We start from the raw sequence: 14,766 nt of genomic DNA, 5'->3' as shown, positions 1-14,766 counted from the left end.
CCTCGCTCACTCGGACGCCTTGGCGGTGGCGTCCACGATGGTGCGTAGCAGGTCCACCACGCGCGGCCCCCAGCGGGAGGCGACGTCGTCGTCGAGCTCCACGATCTGGTCGTTGCGTACCGCGTTGATCCCGGACCAGCCGCTGCGCGCCTTGACGGTCTCGGCGCTCTGCTGGCAGCACCTCACGTCGGAGAGGAAGACGAAGTCCGGGTTGGCCTTGACGATCACTTCCTGGGACAGCTGCGGGTAACCCCCGCTCCTGCCGTCGGCGTCGGCCGCGTCGGCGATGTTCTCCAGGCCGGCGAGGGCGTAGATCGAACCGATGAAGGTCTTGCTGGTGGCGGTGTACAGCTCCGGCCCCAGCTCGTGGAAGTAGGTGGGCGCCTTGACCCGCTGCGGCACCTCGGCGACGATCTTGGTGATGTCGTCCTTCATCCGCTGGACCACGTCGGCCGCCGCGTCCGCATTGCCGGTGAGCGTGCCCAGCTCGCTGATCTGCCGGTACGAGTCGTCCAGGGTCTGCGCCGCCGGAGTGACGTAGACCGGGATCTTCAGCGCGCCGAGCTGGTCGACGATCTTGTTACGGTCGTCGCTGAGCACCACCAGATCGGGATCCTTGGCGGCGACCGCCTCGGCGTTCGGCTGGTAGCCGGAGAGGTCCGTCTTCGGCGCGTCGGCCGGGAAGTTGGACTGGTCGTCGACGGCGGTGACCTGCGGACCGGCGCCGATGGCGAAGAGCATCTCGGTGGCCGTCGGCGACAGCGAGACGATCTTCTCGGGCCGCTCTTCCAGCGTCAGCGAGCCGACGGTGACGGGAAAGGCGGCGGCGCCGGGGCTGCCACCGGTGGCGGGGGTGTCGTCGGTCTTCTCGGCGCAGGCGCCGAGAGCGATCGCGGCCACCGCGAGGCTGGCGGCGAATAGCCTGGGGGTACGTCTGGACATCGGTCCTCCTGTCGGTCGAGGAGTGTGCTGCTTCGCCGACAGGGAGCCGGGGCGCCCGTCCGCGAGGCGCCCTTCCTCGAGAGCGCGGATCGCGACCGCGCCCCAGGCGACCTGGCTCGTCCCCGGGAACGGGGCATCACAGTTGCGGGACAGCGCCGGTGTCGCACCGGCTTCGCTGGGGCGGGTCGCTAAGACCGTAGCGCACCCCGCGACCGGGTCCCGTTGAGAAGGTCGTCGCCCAGGTGGGGACCCGATCACGGACCACCGGAAGAAGCCCGGTCTGTCCGTTTGGTCCTGCGGCGGGGCCCCGCGCGAGGGGGGTGGCGGGGCCCCGCCCGACTCAGGAGGCGGTGATGGTGACGTTGTCCACAGCAGCCTCGACGAGGCTGGCGGTCGAGGCGTCCGCGGCCTCCACCAGGATCCGGATTGACTGACCGGCGTACGGCGTGAGGTTGAGGTTCGACACCGTCCAGGCACCGTTGCGGTTGCTGGCCGCACCGGCCTGGGTCAGTAGTGCGGTGGTGCCACCGTTGTGCACCACGCTGACCCGGAAGTAGTCCGCCGAGGACGAGTTCGAGCCGTGGGCCAGGTACCAGGCCAACGACAGGGTCAAGGTGCCGCTGGACGGCAGCGTGACGGCCGGGGACCGGGCGCTGGTCACGCCGCCGTCGACGTCGTGGTCACCGGCGGCGCTGCCGGCCAGCCGGCCGGTCACCAGGTCGTTGCTGCCCGCGTACGGGGTGAGCTGCTTGGCCCCGCTGGAGTTGGTGGCCTGCGCGGCACCCCGCTCCCACTGACCCAAGGTCGCGGTATCGGTGCCGTTCGGGTTGATCGTCCAGCCGGTCGCGGTCTCGAAGGTGTCGGACCAGACCGTGGTCCCCCCGCCACCGCCGCAGTACTGCGCCTGCTTGCCGATCGCCCGGTACGGGCAGTCGGCGTACTCGGAGAGGATCAGCACCGCCTCGCGGTTGCGCGAGGTCTGCGCGGGGATCACCTCGTCGGGCGGGTAGAAGCCGCCGCCGGAGGCCGAGCCCGGATACAGCTCGAAGGTGTACGCCCAGATGCCGTGCACCGCCCACATCCAGTCGATGCTGCTGCCGTCGGTGATGTACAGGTCGCTGGACTGCTGCGGGGTGAAGCCGTTGGTCGCCGCCATCTGCCGGCCGATGGTGGCGAAGGTGTTGTACTGATCGGCGTTCATCCCGGTCGCGGTGTCGTTGTAGGTGTAGCCGTAGGGCCAGAGCACCAACTGCGAGTAGGTGTGGAAGTCGATGTTGGCCTTGATCTGCTGTACGCCGCCGACCACCCGGCTGTTGACGAAGTTGCGCAGCGCCTGCGTCTCCGGGGCGGAGAACGCCGACGGCCCGCGGTAGGTGTCCGAGGAGGTGGAGCCGGAGGAGCCACCGCAGCAACCCCAGTTGTAGCTCCAGTTACGGTTCAGGTCGGTGCCGACGTACGAGGATCCGCTGTTGGGTTGGCGGTTCTTGCGCCACGACCGGTAGGAGCCGGTGGCGATGTCGTACTCGCTGCCGTCCGGGTTGACCGACGGCACGATCCAGATCTCCCGGTTGTTGACCAGGCTGGTGATCCGGGAGTCGGAGCCGTAATTGTCGGTGAAGAGGTCGAGCAGGTAGAGCGCCATCTCGACGGTCAGGTGCTCACGGGCGTGCTGCTGGGCGTTGAACAGGATCTCCGGCTCGTTCTCGTCGGTGGCGACGTTGTCGGAGATCTTCACCGCGACCAGGTCGCGACCCTCGTACGACGTGCCGATGCTGATCTTCCGCGCGATCGTGGGGTGGTCGGCGACCACCTTGTTGACCGCCGCGATCATCTCGGGATAGTCGTGGTAGTTGGAGTCGGCCGGCGGGAAGCCGAGGATCCCGACGTCACCGTCGGCCTGACCGGGGTCGACCCGACCACGGTCGGTCGGCAGTGCGGCGATCGCCTCCAGCCGGAAGCCGAGCCGGGTGATGGCGGCTGCCTCGGCCCGGGTGGCCGAGACGTGCAGCACCCCGTGTTCGGAGTAGTCGATGGCGGCACCCGTTCGGGCGACCGCGTTGCGGTCGGCGAGTGTCTTGGGGCCGAGCACCCGGTAGGGCACAGCGGCCGGTTGGGCGTCCCGGTTGGGCGCCGGTTCGGCCGACACCGGTGGCGCGGCGATGGTGAGCAGGCCGAGCCCGGCGGCGACGATGAGCGCCAGGGCACGGCGGACGGGGATGGAACGGAAGGCCATGGACAACCTCCTGGAGGCGCGGGGATCCCCCGCTCGGTAGCGGACAGCCCACCACCGGTCACATGGTCATATCAATATCGATCGCTATTTGGTCCATCCCAGCCGGATCCTCATGCCGGCAACATGTTTCCGCCGACCGACACTCCACGAAGCCGAGCGACGCTCAGCTCTTCCCGTCGGCGGGCCGGTCGTCACCGTCGCCGCCCGCCTGGTCGTCGCCGGCCAGGGCGGACCGCAGGCGCTCCTTTTCCGAACGACGGCGCTCGGCGGCGGCGGCCATTTCCTCGGCCATCTCGTCGCGCCACCCCTTGAGCAGGAAGAACGAGACAGCGGCGGAGAACAGCAGCGCCAGGATCAACTTCAGGAAGATGTCCATGTCGACCGGCCAGAGGGCCGCCACCACGGCCACGAAGAGCCCGATCCGGCCGAGCGTGTACTTCACCGCCGCACTCACGTTCGTTCGCTCCGCTCGCTCACGTCGCCACTCCTTCTCCGCCGTCCCGTGACGGCGCCCTCAGTCCCACCCGACCGGTCCGGTGGCCTCAGCCCGTCCGGTTGGCCAGCCAGCGCACTCCGGGAAACCAGACCAACGCGTACACCACGGTGAACGTGGTGGCGGCGAGCGCACCGGACAGCAGCGGCGGCAGCGCCGTCGCCGTCGCCACGCCGGCCGCCAGCAGCCCGGAAACCACCGCCAGCGCGACGGCCATCAGCGCGGCCACCACCCGGGCCGCGCCGAACTCCCAGGCCCGGAAGTCCTCCCAGAACAGCCAGACCGGCAGGATCACGGCCAGCCAACCGTTGGCCTGACCGAAGTCACCGGCACCGAGCCACGCGAAGGCCACGTCGAAGAGCAGCAGCACCAGCAGCCCGATCACCACCCCGGCCAGGCCGACACCCAACAGGTCGCCCAGGGTCCGGATACGCCCCTCCTCGTCCCGGCGAGGAAACGCGCTCTGCTGCTCGGTCATGGTCGTGCCAGGGTACGCGTCGGTCAGGCCCAGACCTGCTGCGGCTCGGCGCGGCGCTCCGCCAGCGTGGGGGCGGCATCGTACTCGCGGACCACCTCGTAGCGGGTGTTGCGCTCGACCGGGCGGAACCCGGCGTCCCAGATCAGGTGCAACAGGTCGTCACGGTGCATGGTGTTCGGCGTGCCGTAGGAGTCGGCGTCGTGGGTGATCTTGTATTCGACGACTGAGCCGTCCAGGTCGTCCACGCCGAAGTTGAGCGAGAGCTGAGCCACCGACAGGCCGTGCATCACCCAGAAGCACTTCACGTGCGGGACGTTGTCGAACAGCAGGCGGGAGACCGCGAAGGTCTTCAGCGACTCGGCCGGCGAGGCCATCGTCGTCCGGGCCTGGATCCGGTTACGGATCTTGCCGTCCGCCGAGTCGACGAAGTCGTGCTGGTAGCGCAGCGGGATGAAGACCAGGAAACCGCCGGTCTCGTCCTGCAGCTCGCGCAGCCGCAGCACGTGGTCGACCCGGTGCCGGGGCTCCTCGATGTGGCCGTAGAGCATGGTCGACGGGGTCTTCATCCCCTTGCTGTGCGCCAGCCGGTGGATCCGCGACCAGTCCTCCCAGTGGCAGGCGTGATCGACGATGTGCTGGCGGACCTCCCAGTCGAAGATCTCCGCGCCGCCGCCGGTCAGCGACTCCAGACCGGCGTCCATCAGCTCGTCGAGGATCTCGTCGGCACCGAGCCCGCTGATCTTCTCGAACCACTGCACCTCGGTCGCGGTGAACGCCTTGAGCTTGACGTTCGGCAGGGCGGCCTTCAGTTCGCGCAGCACCTTGGGGTAGTAGCGCCAGGGCAGCGTGGGGTGCAGGCCGTTGACGATGTGCAGCTCGGTGAGCTGCTCGTCCTCCATCTCCTTGGCCTTGCGGACCGCCTCGTCGATGCGCATCGTGTACGCGTCCTTCTCGCCCGGCTTGCGCTGGAAGGAGCAGTACGCGCAGCTCGCGCTGCACACGTTGGTCAGGTTCAGGTGCCGGTTGACGTTGAACATCACCCGGTCGCCGTTCATCTCGGTGCGCCTGTGGTGGGCCAGCCGACCCAACCAGGTCAGGTCGTCGCTGGAGTAGAGGGCGATCCCGTCCTCCCGGGTCAGTCGCTCCCCCGCGTACACCTTCGCTTCGAGCTCACGCTTGAGTCCGGCGTCCATCGAAAGCCCGTCCCTCCCACCTGCGGTTGCGACCGGGTCCCGGTCGCAACCCGAGCCTACGTCGGCCGCACCCGCAGCTCACACCGTGGTCTGCCGAAAGTGCGCCGGACACCGGACTCTCAGCCTCCTGTTACCCGGGCAGACATCGACATCACTGCGTCCGGTGAGGTAAGACAGGGTGGGGCACGACACACCCTGGTAGCGTCCCGAACCGCCGCGCCGACCCGGCGTGGCAGTGCAAGACAAGCGGGGAGCGGAATGATCGACAGCGCGGGCGGACGGCAGCGGCGACGGGATCCGGTGGTCTCGCCGGTGCTACGGCCGGCGCTCTGGTCCACACTGCTCGCCGCGGTCGCCAGCGCGGTCCTCGCCGCACCGGCGTACGCCGAGCCGGGCGTACCCGTCACCGTGCCCGACACCGGCTCCCGCCCGGTCGTCACCGGCCCCCTCCAACTGCCCGGCGCGCCCGCCGGAGCCACCCCGGGCCTGGTGACCCCGCCGCTCGGCACCCCGGGTGCCAGCGCACTGGAAATCCAGATCAACGCCGCCGAGGCGCGCGTCGCCGAGCTGGGCACCCGGCTGCTCGAACTGGAGCAGCAGCGCAACGACGTGGAGACCCAGTTCCGCACCGCCGAGCGTGACCTCGAGTTCGCCCGGGGTGCGGTCCAGCAGGCGCAGCAGCGCGCCGACCAGGTCGCCGCCGAAGCGATCAAGGCGGCGGCCGCGCTGCCGCCGGGGGACTTCGCCACCGCCCTGCGCGACCTCGACCTGCTCAGCCGGGCGAACCGGGGTGAGAAGGTCGACCACGCCACCGGACCGGCATCGGGCGCGCTGGCCCGCACCCGGGCCGAGGAGCAGGTGGCGACGCAGGCTTACACGGCCGCCCAGTCCCGGTTCCAGGGTGTCCAGGAGCAGTACACCGCCACCCAACGGGCACTGCGTGACGAAGAGGCGAAGCTGCTCAAGCTGCGCGAGGACAACGCCGCGCAGCTCATCGAGCTGGCCCGCCAGCAGGAGGCCGCCGAGCAACAGCTCGGTGCCGACTACGTCGACCAGTCCGCCGGCGGGCTGGTCGCCCACCCCACGGCGCTGGCCGCCGTCGCGTACGCCCGGAAGCAACTCGGCGACCCGTACGTCTGGGCGGCCGAGGGACCGAACGCGTTCGACTGCTCGGGCCTGATGTGGGCGGCATACCGTTCGGCGGGTCACTACCAGTTGCCGCGGGTTTCCCGCGACCAGTACCGCGCGACCAGCTCGCGGACGGTGCCCCGCACCGCCCTGCTCCCCGGCGACCTGCTCTTCTTCGCCTCCGGCAGCAGTTGGACGAGCATCCACCACGTGGGGATGTACATCGGCGGCGGCAAGATGATCCACGCACCGACCACCGGTGACGTGGTGAAGATTTCGACCGTCCGGTGGTCCCGGCTGTACGCGGCGACCCGGGTGGTGGGCGCGGTTCCGGGACCGACATCCTCCCCCACACCGTCGCAGCCGCCGGCGCCCAAGCCCACGCCCAAGCCGACGTCGACGCCGAAGCCCACGCCGAAGCCGACCACGACGCCGAAGCCGACCACGACGCCGACTCCCTCGCCCACCCCGTCGGGCAGCACCTCGCCGTCACCGACCCCGTCGGGATCCACCACCCCGACACCGACGCCGTCGGGCTCCACGACTCCCTCGGCGACCCCGTCGGCGACCAGCTCGCCGTCGGGCGAGTCCTCACCGACGCTCGGTGCCAGCAGTCTCGCTCCGACCACGTCCGCCACCAGCACCGGTCCGACCATGGCGGCCAGCAGTGGGGCGCCGGCGGAGAGCGTCTCGGCCGGCCCGTCCGCCGACGACTGACGCTGACCGGCGCGGATGGTGACGGCGGCCATCGCGCCGCCTACCAGGAGCCACCTGCGGCTCGGCGGGACCGACGCGTCGGCCGTCGCCCGGTGACCATCCGGCCGGCGGCCGATGACACCCGGTGCGCTGTCCGTGCTCCGGGTGTGCCGCACGGGCGGAATGTGGCACGGTGTCTCTCAGGCACTCCCGGTCCGGCGGCACGGGTCCGGTGGCAAGCGTGGCGTGGAGGCGACGATGACGGAGCACGAGGTTGCGGCGGGCCCGGCCGGGCCGGTCCCTACCCCTACCGCAGCCGCCGAGCCCGAACCGGCCGCTGCTGCCTCGGGTCCGGCCACCGATGACGCCCACGGCACCGCCCAGGGCGGCGTACGACCCGCGGGTTCCACCCCGCCCTCCGCCCGTCGCCAGACGGGCGGCACGGACCACTCGGCGGGGCCGGCCCGGGGGCGGGCAGGTGTCGCCCGGGTGACGGTCCCCGGCGGCGTGTCCCAGCGACCGGCCGACGCCGGACCGCCCGGCTCACCCGGAGGCACCACGTACCGGGCCACGGCCACTGCCGGGCCGGCGGGTACGAGCGGAGGTGTCGCCGCTGCCGCGACGGGCAACCCCGACGTTCCCGGTCAGCGGGCTACCGGCCGGCCCAGCGGCCAGGCCGGAGCGCCGAGACCGGCGCGGGCCAGCGTCCGGGTTCCTGGAGTCAGCCAGGTGAGCGTGGACGAGGCACAGGCCGCGGGCAGCGGCGGCAGGGCCTCCGGTGTCTACCGGTCCACCCCGGTCGACCCCCGACCGGTCGAGCCGCCGGAGCCCGCCCGGCCACCGGAGCCGGCCGAGCCGCCGACGCCCCCCGCACCCGAGCCGGATCCCGCACCCCATCCTCCGGTGCCCGGACCGACTCCACCCGGACCGACCCCGCCCTCGCCGGCACCGCCCTCCCCGGCCCCGGCACCGCCGACTCCCGGGCCGTACCCGCCGGGACCGGCACCAGCTCCGCCGCCCGGCCCCCGACCCGCACCACCGGTTCCGGGCCCGCCGACGCCGCCTCCCGGTCCGCCCGTGCCGGCACCACCGCCGCCGCCCGGGCCGATGCCGGCACCGCCGTTCCCGCCGCCGCCCGCGACGGCCGGCGCCGCCCCGGCCGGGACGTCCGTGGTCGGCGTGCCCCGCAACGTCCCGCCCGGCGGCGAGGGCGGCGAGCCGGCTCCTGTCGTACCGGCACCGGCGCTGCCCGTCTGGCCGCCACCGGCCAGCCCCGCCGGTCGCCGGGACGAACCCTCGCCCAGCTCGACGGGTGCCGCACCCCGGCCCTCGTCCCGTCCGGGACTGCTCAAGGGCTCGGCGGAGACGCACCGTCCCGGTGGGTCCGACCTGAGTGCGTACTACGCCGGAACGGAGAGTTCGGCGACCCTGGCCTTTCCCACCGGCGAGCAGGAGAACTCGGGCTCCTTGACCGGGCACATCCTGGCGCAGGGCTGGGCGGACACGGCAGCCGAGAGGTCGAGCAGCACGCTCCGGGTCGTGATCCTGATGGGGGTCGCGATGGCGGTGCTGGTGGCGATCAGCGTGCTGGTGGTGTTGTTCGCGAACGACGCCCTGGCCGCCGCGAGCAGCGTCCCGCCGGAGTGACGGACGGATCGCGCAGCGCGGGTGAGTCCGCCCACTACCCGGCCACGAGACGCGTGGGCGCGGGTCAACCGCCGTACACTGGTCGGTGATCATTGACCTGGCGCGTGACCACGCGCCCATGGGCGTTCTTGCGGAAGATCCGGCGGCCACGGCCGCAGCGGGACATCGCGAAGATGCGCCCCGCTCGAAAGGCATTTCTTGACCACCTCCGCCGACCTCGGCATGCCCCCGTTCTCCACCGACCTTCCCGCCGACCCTCAGTCGGCCGGCACGACCGCCCCGGTCACCTTCGACTCGCTCGGGCTTCCCCGACCGCTGGTCCGGGCCCTGGACCGGCAGGGCATCACCACCCCGTTCGAGATCCAACAGGCCACCGTGCCGGACGCCCTGGCCGGACGCGACGTGCTGGGCCGTGGGCAGACCGGCTCCGGCAAGACCCTCGCCTTCGGGTTGCCGCTGCTGGCCCGGATCGCCGCTGGCGAGCGGGCCCGGCCCCGGCATCCACGGGCTCTGGTCCTGGTGCCCACCCGGGAGCTGGCCATGCAGGTCAACGACGCGCTGCTGCCGCTCGGCAAGGCGGTCGGCGTGTTCCTCAAGACCGCGGTCGGCGGGGTGCCCTACGACCGTCAGGTCGACGCGCTGCGGCGCGGCGTGGAGGTGGTGGTGGCCACCCCGGGCCGGCTCGCGGACCTGATCGACCGGGGTGTCTGCCAGCTCGACGACGTCGAGATCACGGTCCTCGACGAGGCCGACCAGATGGCCGACATGGGCTTCCTGCCCGAGGTCACCGAACTGCTGGCCAAGACTCCGGCGCGCACCCAGCGCCTGCTCTTCTCGGCCACTCTGGACGCTGACGTCGACGCGCTGGTGCAGCGGTTCATGACCGACCCGGTGACCCACTCGACCGCGCCGCCGACCGCAGCGGTGTCCACCATGGACCACCACCTGCTGCTCATCCCGCCGCACGACAAGTTCCCGGTGACCGCGTCGATCGCCGCACGTTCCGGCCGGACCATCGTCTTCGCCCGTACCCAGCTGGGGGTTGACCGGTTGGTCACGCAGCTCGCCGCCGTCGGCGTACGCGCCGGAGGGCTGCACGGCGGCAAGACCCAGCGGATGCGTACCCGCACCCTGGCGGAGTTCCGCGAGGGACGGACCAACGTCCTGGTCGCCACGGACGTCGCGGCGCGAGGCATCCACGTCGACGGGGTCTCGCTCGTGTTGCACGTCGACCCACCGAAGGACCCGAAGGACTATCTGCACCGCGCCGGGCGTACCGCCCGGGCCGGGGAGGCGGGCGCGGTGGCCACCCTGGTGCTGCCGAAGCAGCGCCGCAGCACCCTGGCGATGCTGGAGAAGGCCGGTGTGGAGCCGGCCCAGGTCCGGGTGCGCGCCGGTGACCCCGTGCTCGCCGAGCTGACCGGGGCGCGGGAGCCGAGCGGAGTGCCGGTACGCGACGAGCCGGAGCAGCCCCGCCGTAGCGGCCGGCCGGGTGGCCCCCGCCGCTACGGCGACCGGCCCGGCGGCTACGGCGACCGGTCCAGCAGCTACGGCGACCGTGCGGGCGGTGAGCGCCGTTACGACCACGGCCACCGGGGCGAGCGCCGCTTCCCGGAGCAGGCACCCGGCGAGCGCCGCTATCACGACCATCCGCGCGGGGAGCGCCGGTTCGGCGGTGAGCGGGGCGGCCGGTCGGAGGGCTGGAGCACGCACGACCGGCCACGCGAGGAGCGGCGCGGGGCAGGCGGCCGGCCACGGGCCCGTAGCTACTGACCGCAGCACGCCACGAGGCATGATGCCGCCCGGCCCTGGATCGGGCGGCATCACCATCGCTGCGGTGCCCACCCGATTCGCGGCGGGCGCGTCACGGCGGCGCGGGCGGCGGTGTGCTGGTCTTCGGCGCATCCGCTGCCCTGCTCCCTCGGGTGGCGTAACGTCCGGCTCATGCCGACCACGCCGAAGTCGCTGCTGTGGACCCGTACGGATACCGCTGGGGCCGAACACGCCCTGGTCGACGACGGCCACGGCCTGACGGCGCAGGGTACGCAGGTGGCGGTCGACCCGGTTCCCTACACGTGTCGCTACCAGGTGACCACCGACGCGGACTGGACGAGCGTCCGGCTGGAGGTCGAGGTCGAGGGCGCCGGATGGCGGCGCAGCGTACGGCTGGAGCGGGCGACGCAGCGGTGGCGGGTGACCGCCGCCGAGCAGGGTGACCTCGACGCGGTCCTGGTCGCCGGTGGGCACGCCCCGGCCGGGCTGCCCGGCGTGGAGGACCCGGACCGGCTGGCCGACGCCCTCGACGTGGATCTGGGCGGCTCGCCGCTGTTCAACACCCTGCCGCTCCGCCGACTCGGGCTCACCACCGCGCCGGCCGACACCGCGCACCGGATCAGCGTGGCCTGGGTGCTGCTGCCCAGCCTCACGGTGCTCCCCACCGAGCAGGTCTACACCGGGCTGGGCCCGGGTCGCTTCCGGTACGCCAGCAACGGTTTCAGCGCCGAGGTGGAGCTGGACGCCGACGGCTACGTGCTGCGCTACCCCGGTCTGGCCGAACGCGCGGCGGCGCGCTGAGGTCTGGCGTAACCGATCGGGCCGACGTACGGGCCACGGTGCCGGGCCCCTTCGGCTGCACACCACCGGCCGATGGCTCCACGCCCACCCGCTGCGGGGACGGCACGCTCCTCCTTGTGGGTGCCCCTCCGGCACGTCTGATGGCTGCCCGGCCACGATTGGGGAAGCGCTTCCCACGGTTCACTGATTGACAGCGTCAATTGCTGAACAATATCCGGAGACAAATGTCAGGATGTCACTTTCCCGACAGTCCTGCCGATGGGACTGGATCGACTGCCGGAGTATGGTTCGCGTAATCAATTCGCGACAGCCTTTATCGCTCCGAGCCTCCGAGCCGCACGAGATGCAATTCCTCGCGCGGCTCGGACGGCCGACACCCAAGCGTCCGCAAGGAGGGGAGTAACGTGACGGAGCATTCCGGAGTCACACAGATACGGGTCAACCGTGCCACATTGTGGATCGGCGGTGACGTTTATCAGCTCAGCAGCATCGCCCGCGTCCGGTCACTGATGTCCGAACCGGATCGTCGGGGCGTCGGGCGTGCTATCGCCCGCGCCTGCGGTTGGTTCGCTGGCGGCGTGCTGCTGCTCTGCTGCGTCGGGCAGACGGAAGCTCCAGGTGTCGTGTTCCTACTGGTCGCCGCCGCCGGCCTGGGCGTGGTCGCGTACCACGTCCGGCAGGCCATCAGAATTGCCCGCCAGGCGACCCAGTACGCGCTCGTGGTCGAGACCAACGGTGCGACCAGTGCCGCGCTGGTGAGTACCGATCGCGCGATGGTGGAGGGTCTGGTCAACCTGATCGCGGACGCCCTCGAGAACCCGCCGGCCCGGGAGATCGTCCAGAACATCGACAACCGGAAGTTGGTATTCGGCGACGAAATCAACATGATGGGCGGCGGCGTCCAGATCGGGAAGGTGGCGCGCGGTGACTGAGCATGTCGACGGCGATCAGATAAACATGTACAACGGCCAGGTGCAGATCGGAAAAATTGTTGGACCAGCTCTTTCCGAGCTGATGCAGCTGATCACCGCGCTTCAGGAGAAAGGGCACGTCGACAACCACGGCAACCTCGTCGACCCGGCGGCCGCCACCGCTCACGTCGACGCGGAAAAGTCCCGCTTCGGCAACCTCGGCCGAGCGGTCAGCAACGGTTTCGGCCCGGTGTTGCAGAACACGATCGCCGGCACCGCGGCCCAGTTCATCGTGCGGTTGTTCCAGTGAGCGCGCTGGCCGGCAGCTCAGGCCGGCCAGCTGCCGTCAGCCAGGAAACGCTCGACGGTGGCCAGGTGCGGCGACAGGTCGAGTCCCTGCCCGGCGACCCACTCGTCGGCGTAGTAGGTGTCGGCGTACCGGTCACCGGCGTCGCAGATCAGGGTGACCACCGAGCCCGTCCGGCCGGCGGCCAGCAGTTCGGCGATCAGACCGAAGGCACCCCACAGGTTGGTGCCGGTCGACCCGCCCACCCGTCGGCCCAGTACCGCCGAGGCGGCCCGCATGGCCGCCAGGGAGGCCGCATCTGGCACCTGCACCATCCGGTCCACCACCGAGGGCAGGAAGGACGCCTCGACGGTCGGCCGGCCGATTCCCTCGATCCGGGACCCCCGACCGGTCCGCACCGACCAGTCGGCCGCCTGCCAGGCCGGGTAGAACGCGGAGTTCTCCGGATCGACCACGCAGAGCTTGGTGGGCAGCCGCCGGTAGCGGGCGTACCGGCCGATGGTGGCGCTGGTGCCGCCCGTACCCGCACCAACCACGATCCAGGCCGGCACGGGATGCCGTTCCAGGGCGAGTTGCGCGTAGATCGACTCGGCGATGTTGTTGTTGCCGCGCCAGTCGGTGGCCCGCTCCGCGTAGGTGAACTGGTCCATGTAGTGCCCGCCGGAGTCCTCGGCGAGCCAGCGTGCCTCGATGACCACCTTCGCCGGATCCTGGACGAGGTGGCATCGGCCGCCCTGGAACTCGATCTGCGCGATCTTCTCGGGCGAGGTGGAGGCGGGCATCACCGCGATGAAAGGCAACCCCAGCATCCGGGCGAAGTACGCCTCGGAGACCGCCGTGGAGCCCGACGACGCCTCGATGATCGTGGTCTCCGGCCCGATCCAGCCGTTGCAGAGCCCGTACAGGAACAGCGAGCGGGCCAGCCGGTGCTTCAGCGACCCGGTCGGGTGGACCGACTCGTCCTTCAGGTAGAGGTCGATTCCCCACTGCCGGGGCAGCGGGAAGGGCAGCAGGTGGGTGTCGGCGGACCGGTTCGCGTCCGCCTCCACGGCCGCGATCGCGTCGGTCACCCACCGCCGGCTGGCCTCGTCGCACCGGTCGAGTTGAGTCACGCCGGAAACCTAGCAAGCAGGCCTGCGGCGCCGGGGCTCAGGCCGACGGCGGAGCGACCGGCTGCGGGCGGTTCTCCCACTTGGTAGACAGGGCGATGCCGGTACGGGTGGAGGCGACCCCGGGTGTCCGGTTCAGTCGTACGATCAGCTGCTCCAGCTCGGCGATGGTGCCCACCCGGGCCTTGAGCAGGAACGACTCGACGCCGGCCATGAAGTAGCAGGACTCGATTTCGGGCATGGCCCGGAACGCCTCCAGCACGTCGTCGGTGTCGGCGCCGGAGTCCTCCACGATGCCGATCAGCGCGGTCACGCCCAGCCCGATGGTCTCCGGCTCGACCTCCGCCCGGTACGCCCGGATGACGCCGCCGGACTCCAGCTTGCCGACCCTCTCGTGCACTGCCGGAGCGGAGAGGCCGACCTGGCGGGCGAGTTCGGCGTACGACAGGCGGGCGTTACCGCGGAGCAGGTCCACGAGATTGAGGTCGATGGCGTCCACGGACTGTAGACCCTAGTCGGCACGGCGTGACACTCGGACTCCGGTATCCGTTTGAACTGGCAGCGGGTGACAGTTCGCATACCCGGGGTTTGAAGGGCGCGACGCCGGTACCATTTACTAACTTCCCACTCAGTGCGTTTTTCGCGTTTGGCGGACAGGCCAGGTCGCTGGTGCTGTAATTGCCATACGTCCCTCATGACGGCTCTGGGCTCGCACCGGCCGGGGGCAGTGTGTTCAGCCGGGGGCTTCGTCGACGCGAGGAGGGGGCTGTGGACACTGGAGATCGCCTGCTGACACCGGGTGAAGTCGCCGCACTGTTTCGGGTGGATCCCAAGACTGTGACGCGATGGGCGGCGGCGGGCCGGATCGGGAGCATCCGGACTCCAGGAGGGCATCGCCGGTTTCGGGAATCCGAGGTGCGAGCCCTGCTTGAAGGGGAGGGCATGCTGGACGAGGCGGATGAGATGGGTAGACCGCGCAATGCGGGCCCGGCCGCCTCGACCGGCCCTGCGGGGCCGGCAAACGCCGGCATGTACTGAAGGGTGCGGGTCGGGAC

Annotated in this window: 14 protein-coding genes and 1 riboswitch; of the genes, 7 read left to right on the top strand and 7 right to left on the bottom strand. The window is 71.1% G+C overall.

Annotation, left to right across the window (positions count from 1 at the left end):
- Positions 1-6: 6 nt before the first annotated feature.
- The 5 genes from SM447_RS05725 to mqnE form a co-directional block, all read right to left on the bottom strand.
- Positions 7-942, bottom strand: coding sequence for an ABC transporter substrate-binding protein (locus tag SM447_RS05725; protein WP_474571655.1), 936 nt, complete (start codon positions 940-942; stop codon positions 7-9).
- A 110-nt stretch (positions 943-1,052) separates the two neighbouring features.
- Positions 1,053-1,113: riboswitch (cobalamin riboswitch) on the bottom strand.
- A gap of 169 nt (positions 1,114-1,282) precedes the next feature.
- Complete coding sequence (locus tag SM447_RS05720; protein WP_474571654.1) at positions 1,283-3,175, bottom strand: M14 family zinc carboxypeptidase; 1,893 nt, start codon at positions 3,173-3,175, stop codon at positions 1,283-1,285.
- A 163-nt stretch (positions 3,176-3,338) separates the two neighbouring features.
- Positions 3,339-3,629, bottom strand: coding sequence for a DUF4229 domain-containing protein (locus tag SM447_RS05715; protein ID WP_474571653.1), 291 nt, complete (start codon positions 3,627-3,629; stop codon positions 3,339-3,341).
- 88 nt (positions 3,630-3,717) lie between these two features.
- Positions 3,718-4,146, bottom strand: a complete 429-nt coding sequence (locus tag SM447_RS05710; RefSeq protein WP_474571652.1) for a hypothetical protein — start codon at positions 4,144-4,146, stop codon at positions 3,718-3,720.
- Between the two features lie 23 nt (positions 4,147-4,169).
- Entirely contained in the window at positions 4,170-5,339 is a 1,170-nt protein-coding gene (gene mqnE / locus SM447_RS05705) for an aminofutalosine synthase MqnE (RefSeq protein ID WP_474571651.1), read from the bottom strand.
- A gap of 258 nt (positions 5,340-5,597) precedes the next feature.
- On the opposite strand from mqnE, the gene SM447_RS05700 reads away from it, so the two are divergent.
- From SM447_RS05700 to SM447_RS05675, 6 genes are all read left to right on the top strand, one after another.
- On the top strand, positions 5,598-7,184 hold the full coding sequence (locus SM447_RS05700) for a C40 family peptidase (RefSeq protein WP_474571650.1): 1,587 nt from the start codon (positions 5,598-5,600) through the stop codon (positions 7,182-7,184).
- Between the two features lie 237 nt (positions 7,185-7,421).
- On the top strand, positions 7,422-8,810 hold the full coding sequence (locus tag SM447_RS05695) for a hypothetical protein (RefSeq protein WP_474571649.1): 1,389 nt from the start codon (positions 7,422-7,424) through the stop codon (positions 8,808-8,810).
- Between the two features lie 198 nt (positions 8,811-9,008).
- Positions 9,009-10,583 carry a DEAD/DEAH box helicase gene (locus tag SM447_RS05690; RefSeq protein WP_474571648.1) on the top strand — a complete coding sequence of 525 codons (1,575 nt, stop codon included), beginning with the start codon at positions 9,009-9,011 and terminating at the stop codon, positions 10,581-10,583.
- A 171-nt stretch (positions 10,584-10,754) separates the two neighbouring features.
- The gene (locus SM447_RS05685; RefSeq protein ID WP_474571647.1) at positions 10,755-11,384 is read left to right on the top strand and encodes a putative glycolipid-binding domain-containing protein; all 630 of its coding nucleotides are present in this window, start codon (positions 10,755-10,757) and stop codon (positions 11,382-11,384) included.
- Between the two features lie 404 nt (positions 11,385-11,788).
- Entirely contained in the window at positions 11,789-12,316 is a 528-nt protein-coding gene (locus tag SM447_RS05680) for a DUF6232 family protein (RefSeq protein ID WP_474571646.1), read from the top strand.
- On the top strand, positions 12,309-12,605 hold the full coding sequence (locus SM447_RS05675) for a hypothetical protein (protein WP_474571645.1): 297 nt from the start codon (positions 12,309-12,311) through the stop codon (positions 12,603-12,605). The genes SM447_RS05680 and SM447_RS05675 overlap by 8 nt, the downstream gene beginning before the upstream one ends.
- A 17-nt stretch (positions 12,606-12,622) precedes the next feature.
- On the opposite strand, the gene cds1 is transcribed toward SM447_RS05675, so the two are convergent.
- Positions 12,623-13,714 carry an L-cysteine desulfhydrase Cds1 gene (gene cds1, locus SM447_RS05670; RefSeq protein WP_474571644.1) on the bottom strand — a complete coding sequence of 364 codons (1,092 nt, stop codon included), beginning with the start codon at positions 13,712-13,714 and terminating at the stop codon, positions 12,623-12,625.
- 37 nt (positions 13,715-13,751) lie between these two features.
- Positions 13,752-14,210: an Lrp/AsnC family transcriptional regulator gene (locus SM447_RS05665; protein WP_474571643.1), complete on the bottom strand. Its 459-nt coding sequence runs from the start codon at positions 14,208-14,210 to the stop codon at positions 13,752-13,754.
- Between the two features lie 269 nt (positions 14,211-14,479).
- Here SM447_RS05665 and SM447_RS05660 point away from each other — a divergent pair, with 269 nt between their 5' ends.
- Complete coding sequence (locus SM447_RS05660) at positions 14,480-14,749, top strand: BldC family transcriptional regulator (RefSeq protein WP_281565634.1); 270 nt, start codon at positions 14,480-14,482, stop codon at positions 14,747-14,749.
- The last annotated feature ends 17 nt before the right edge of the window (positions 14,750-14,766 follow it).

The organism is Micromonospora aridisoli, from assembly GCF_056150025.1.
The sequence above is the reverse complement of the archived record's forward strand: the minus strand, read 5'-3'. Positions and strand labels throughout refer to the sequence as shown.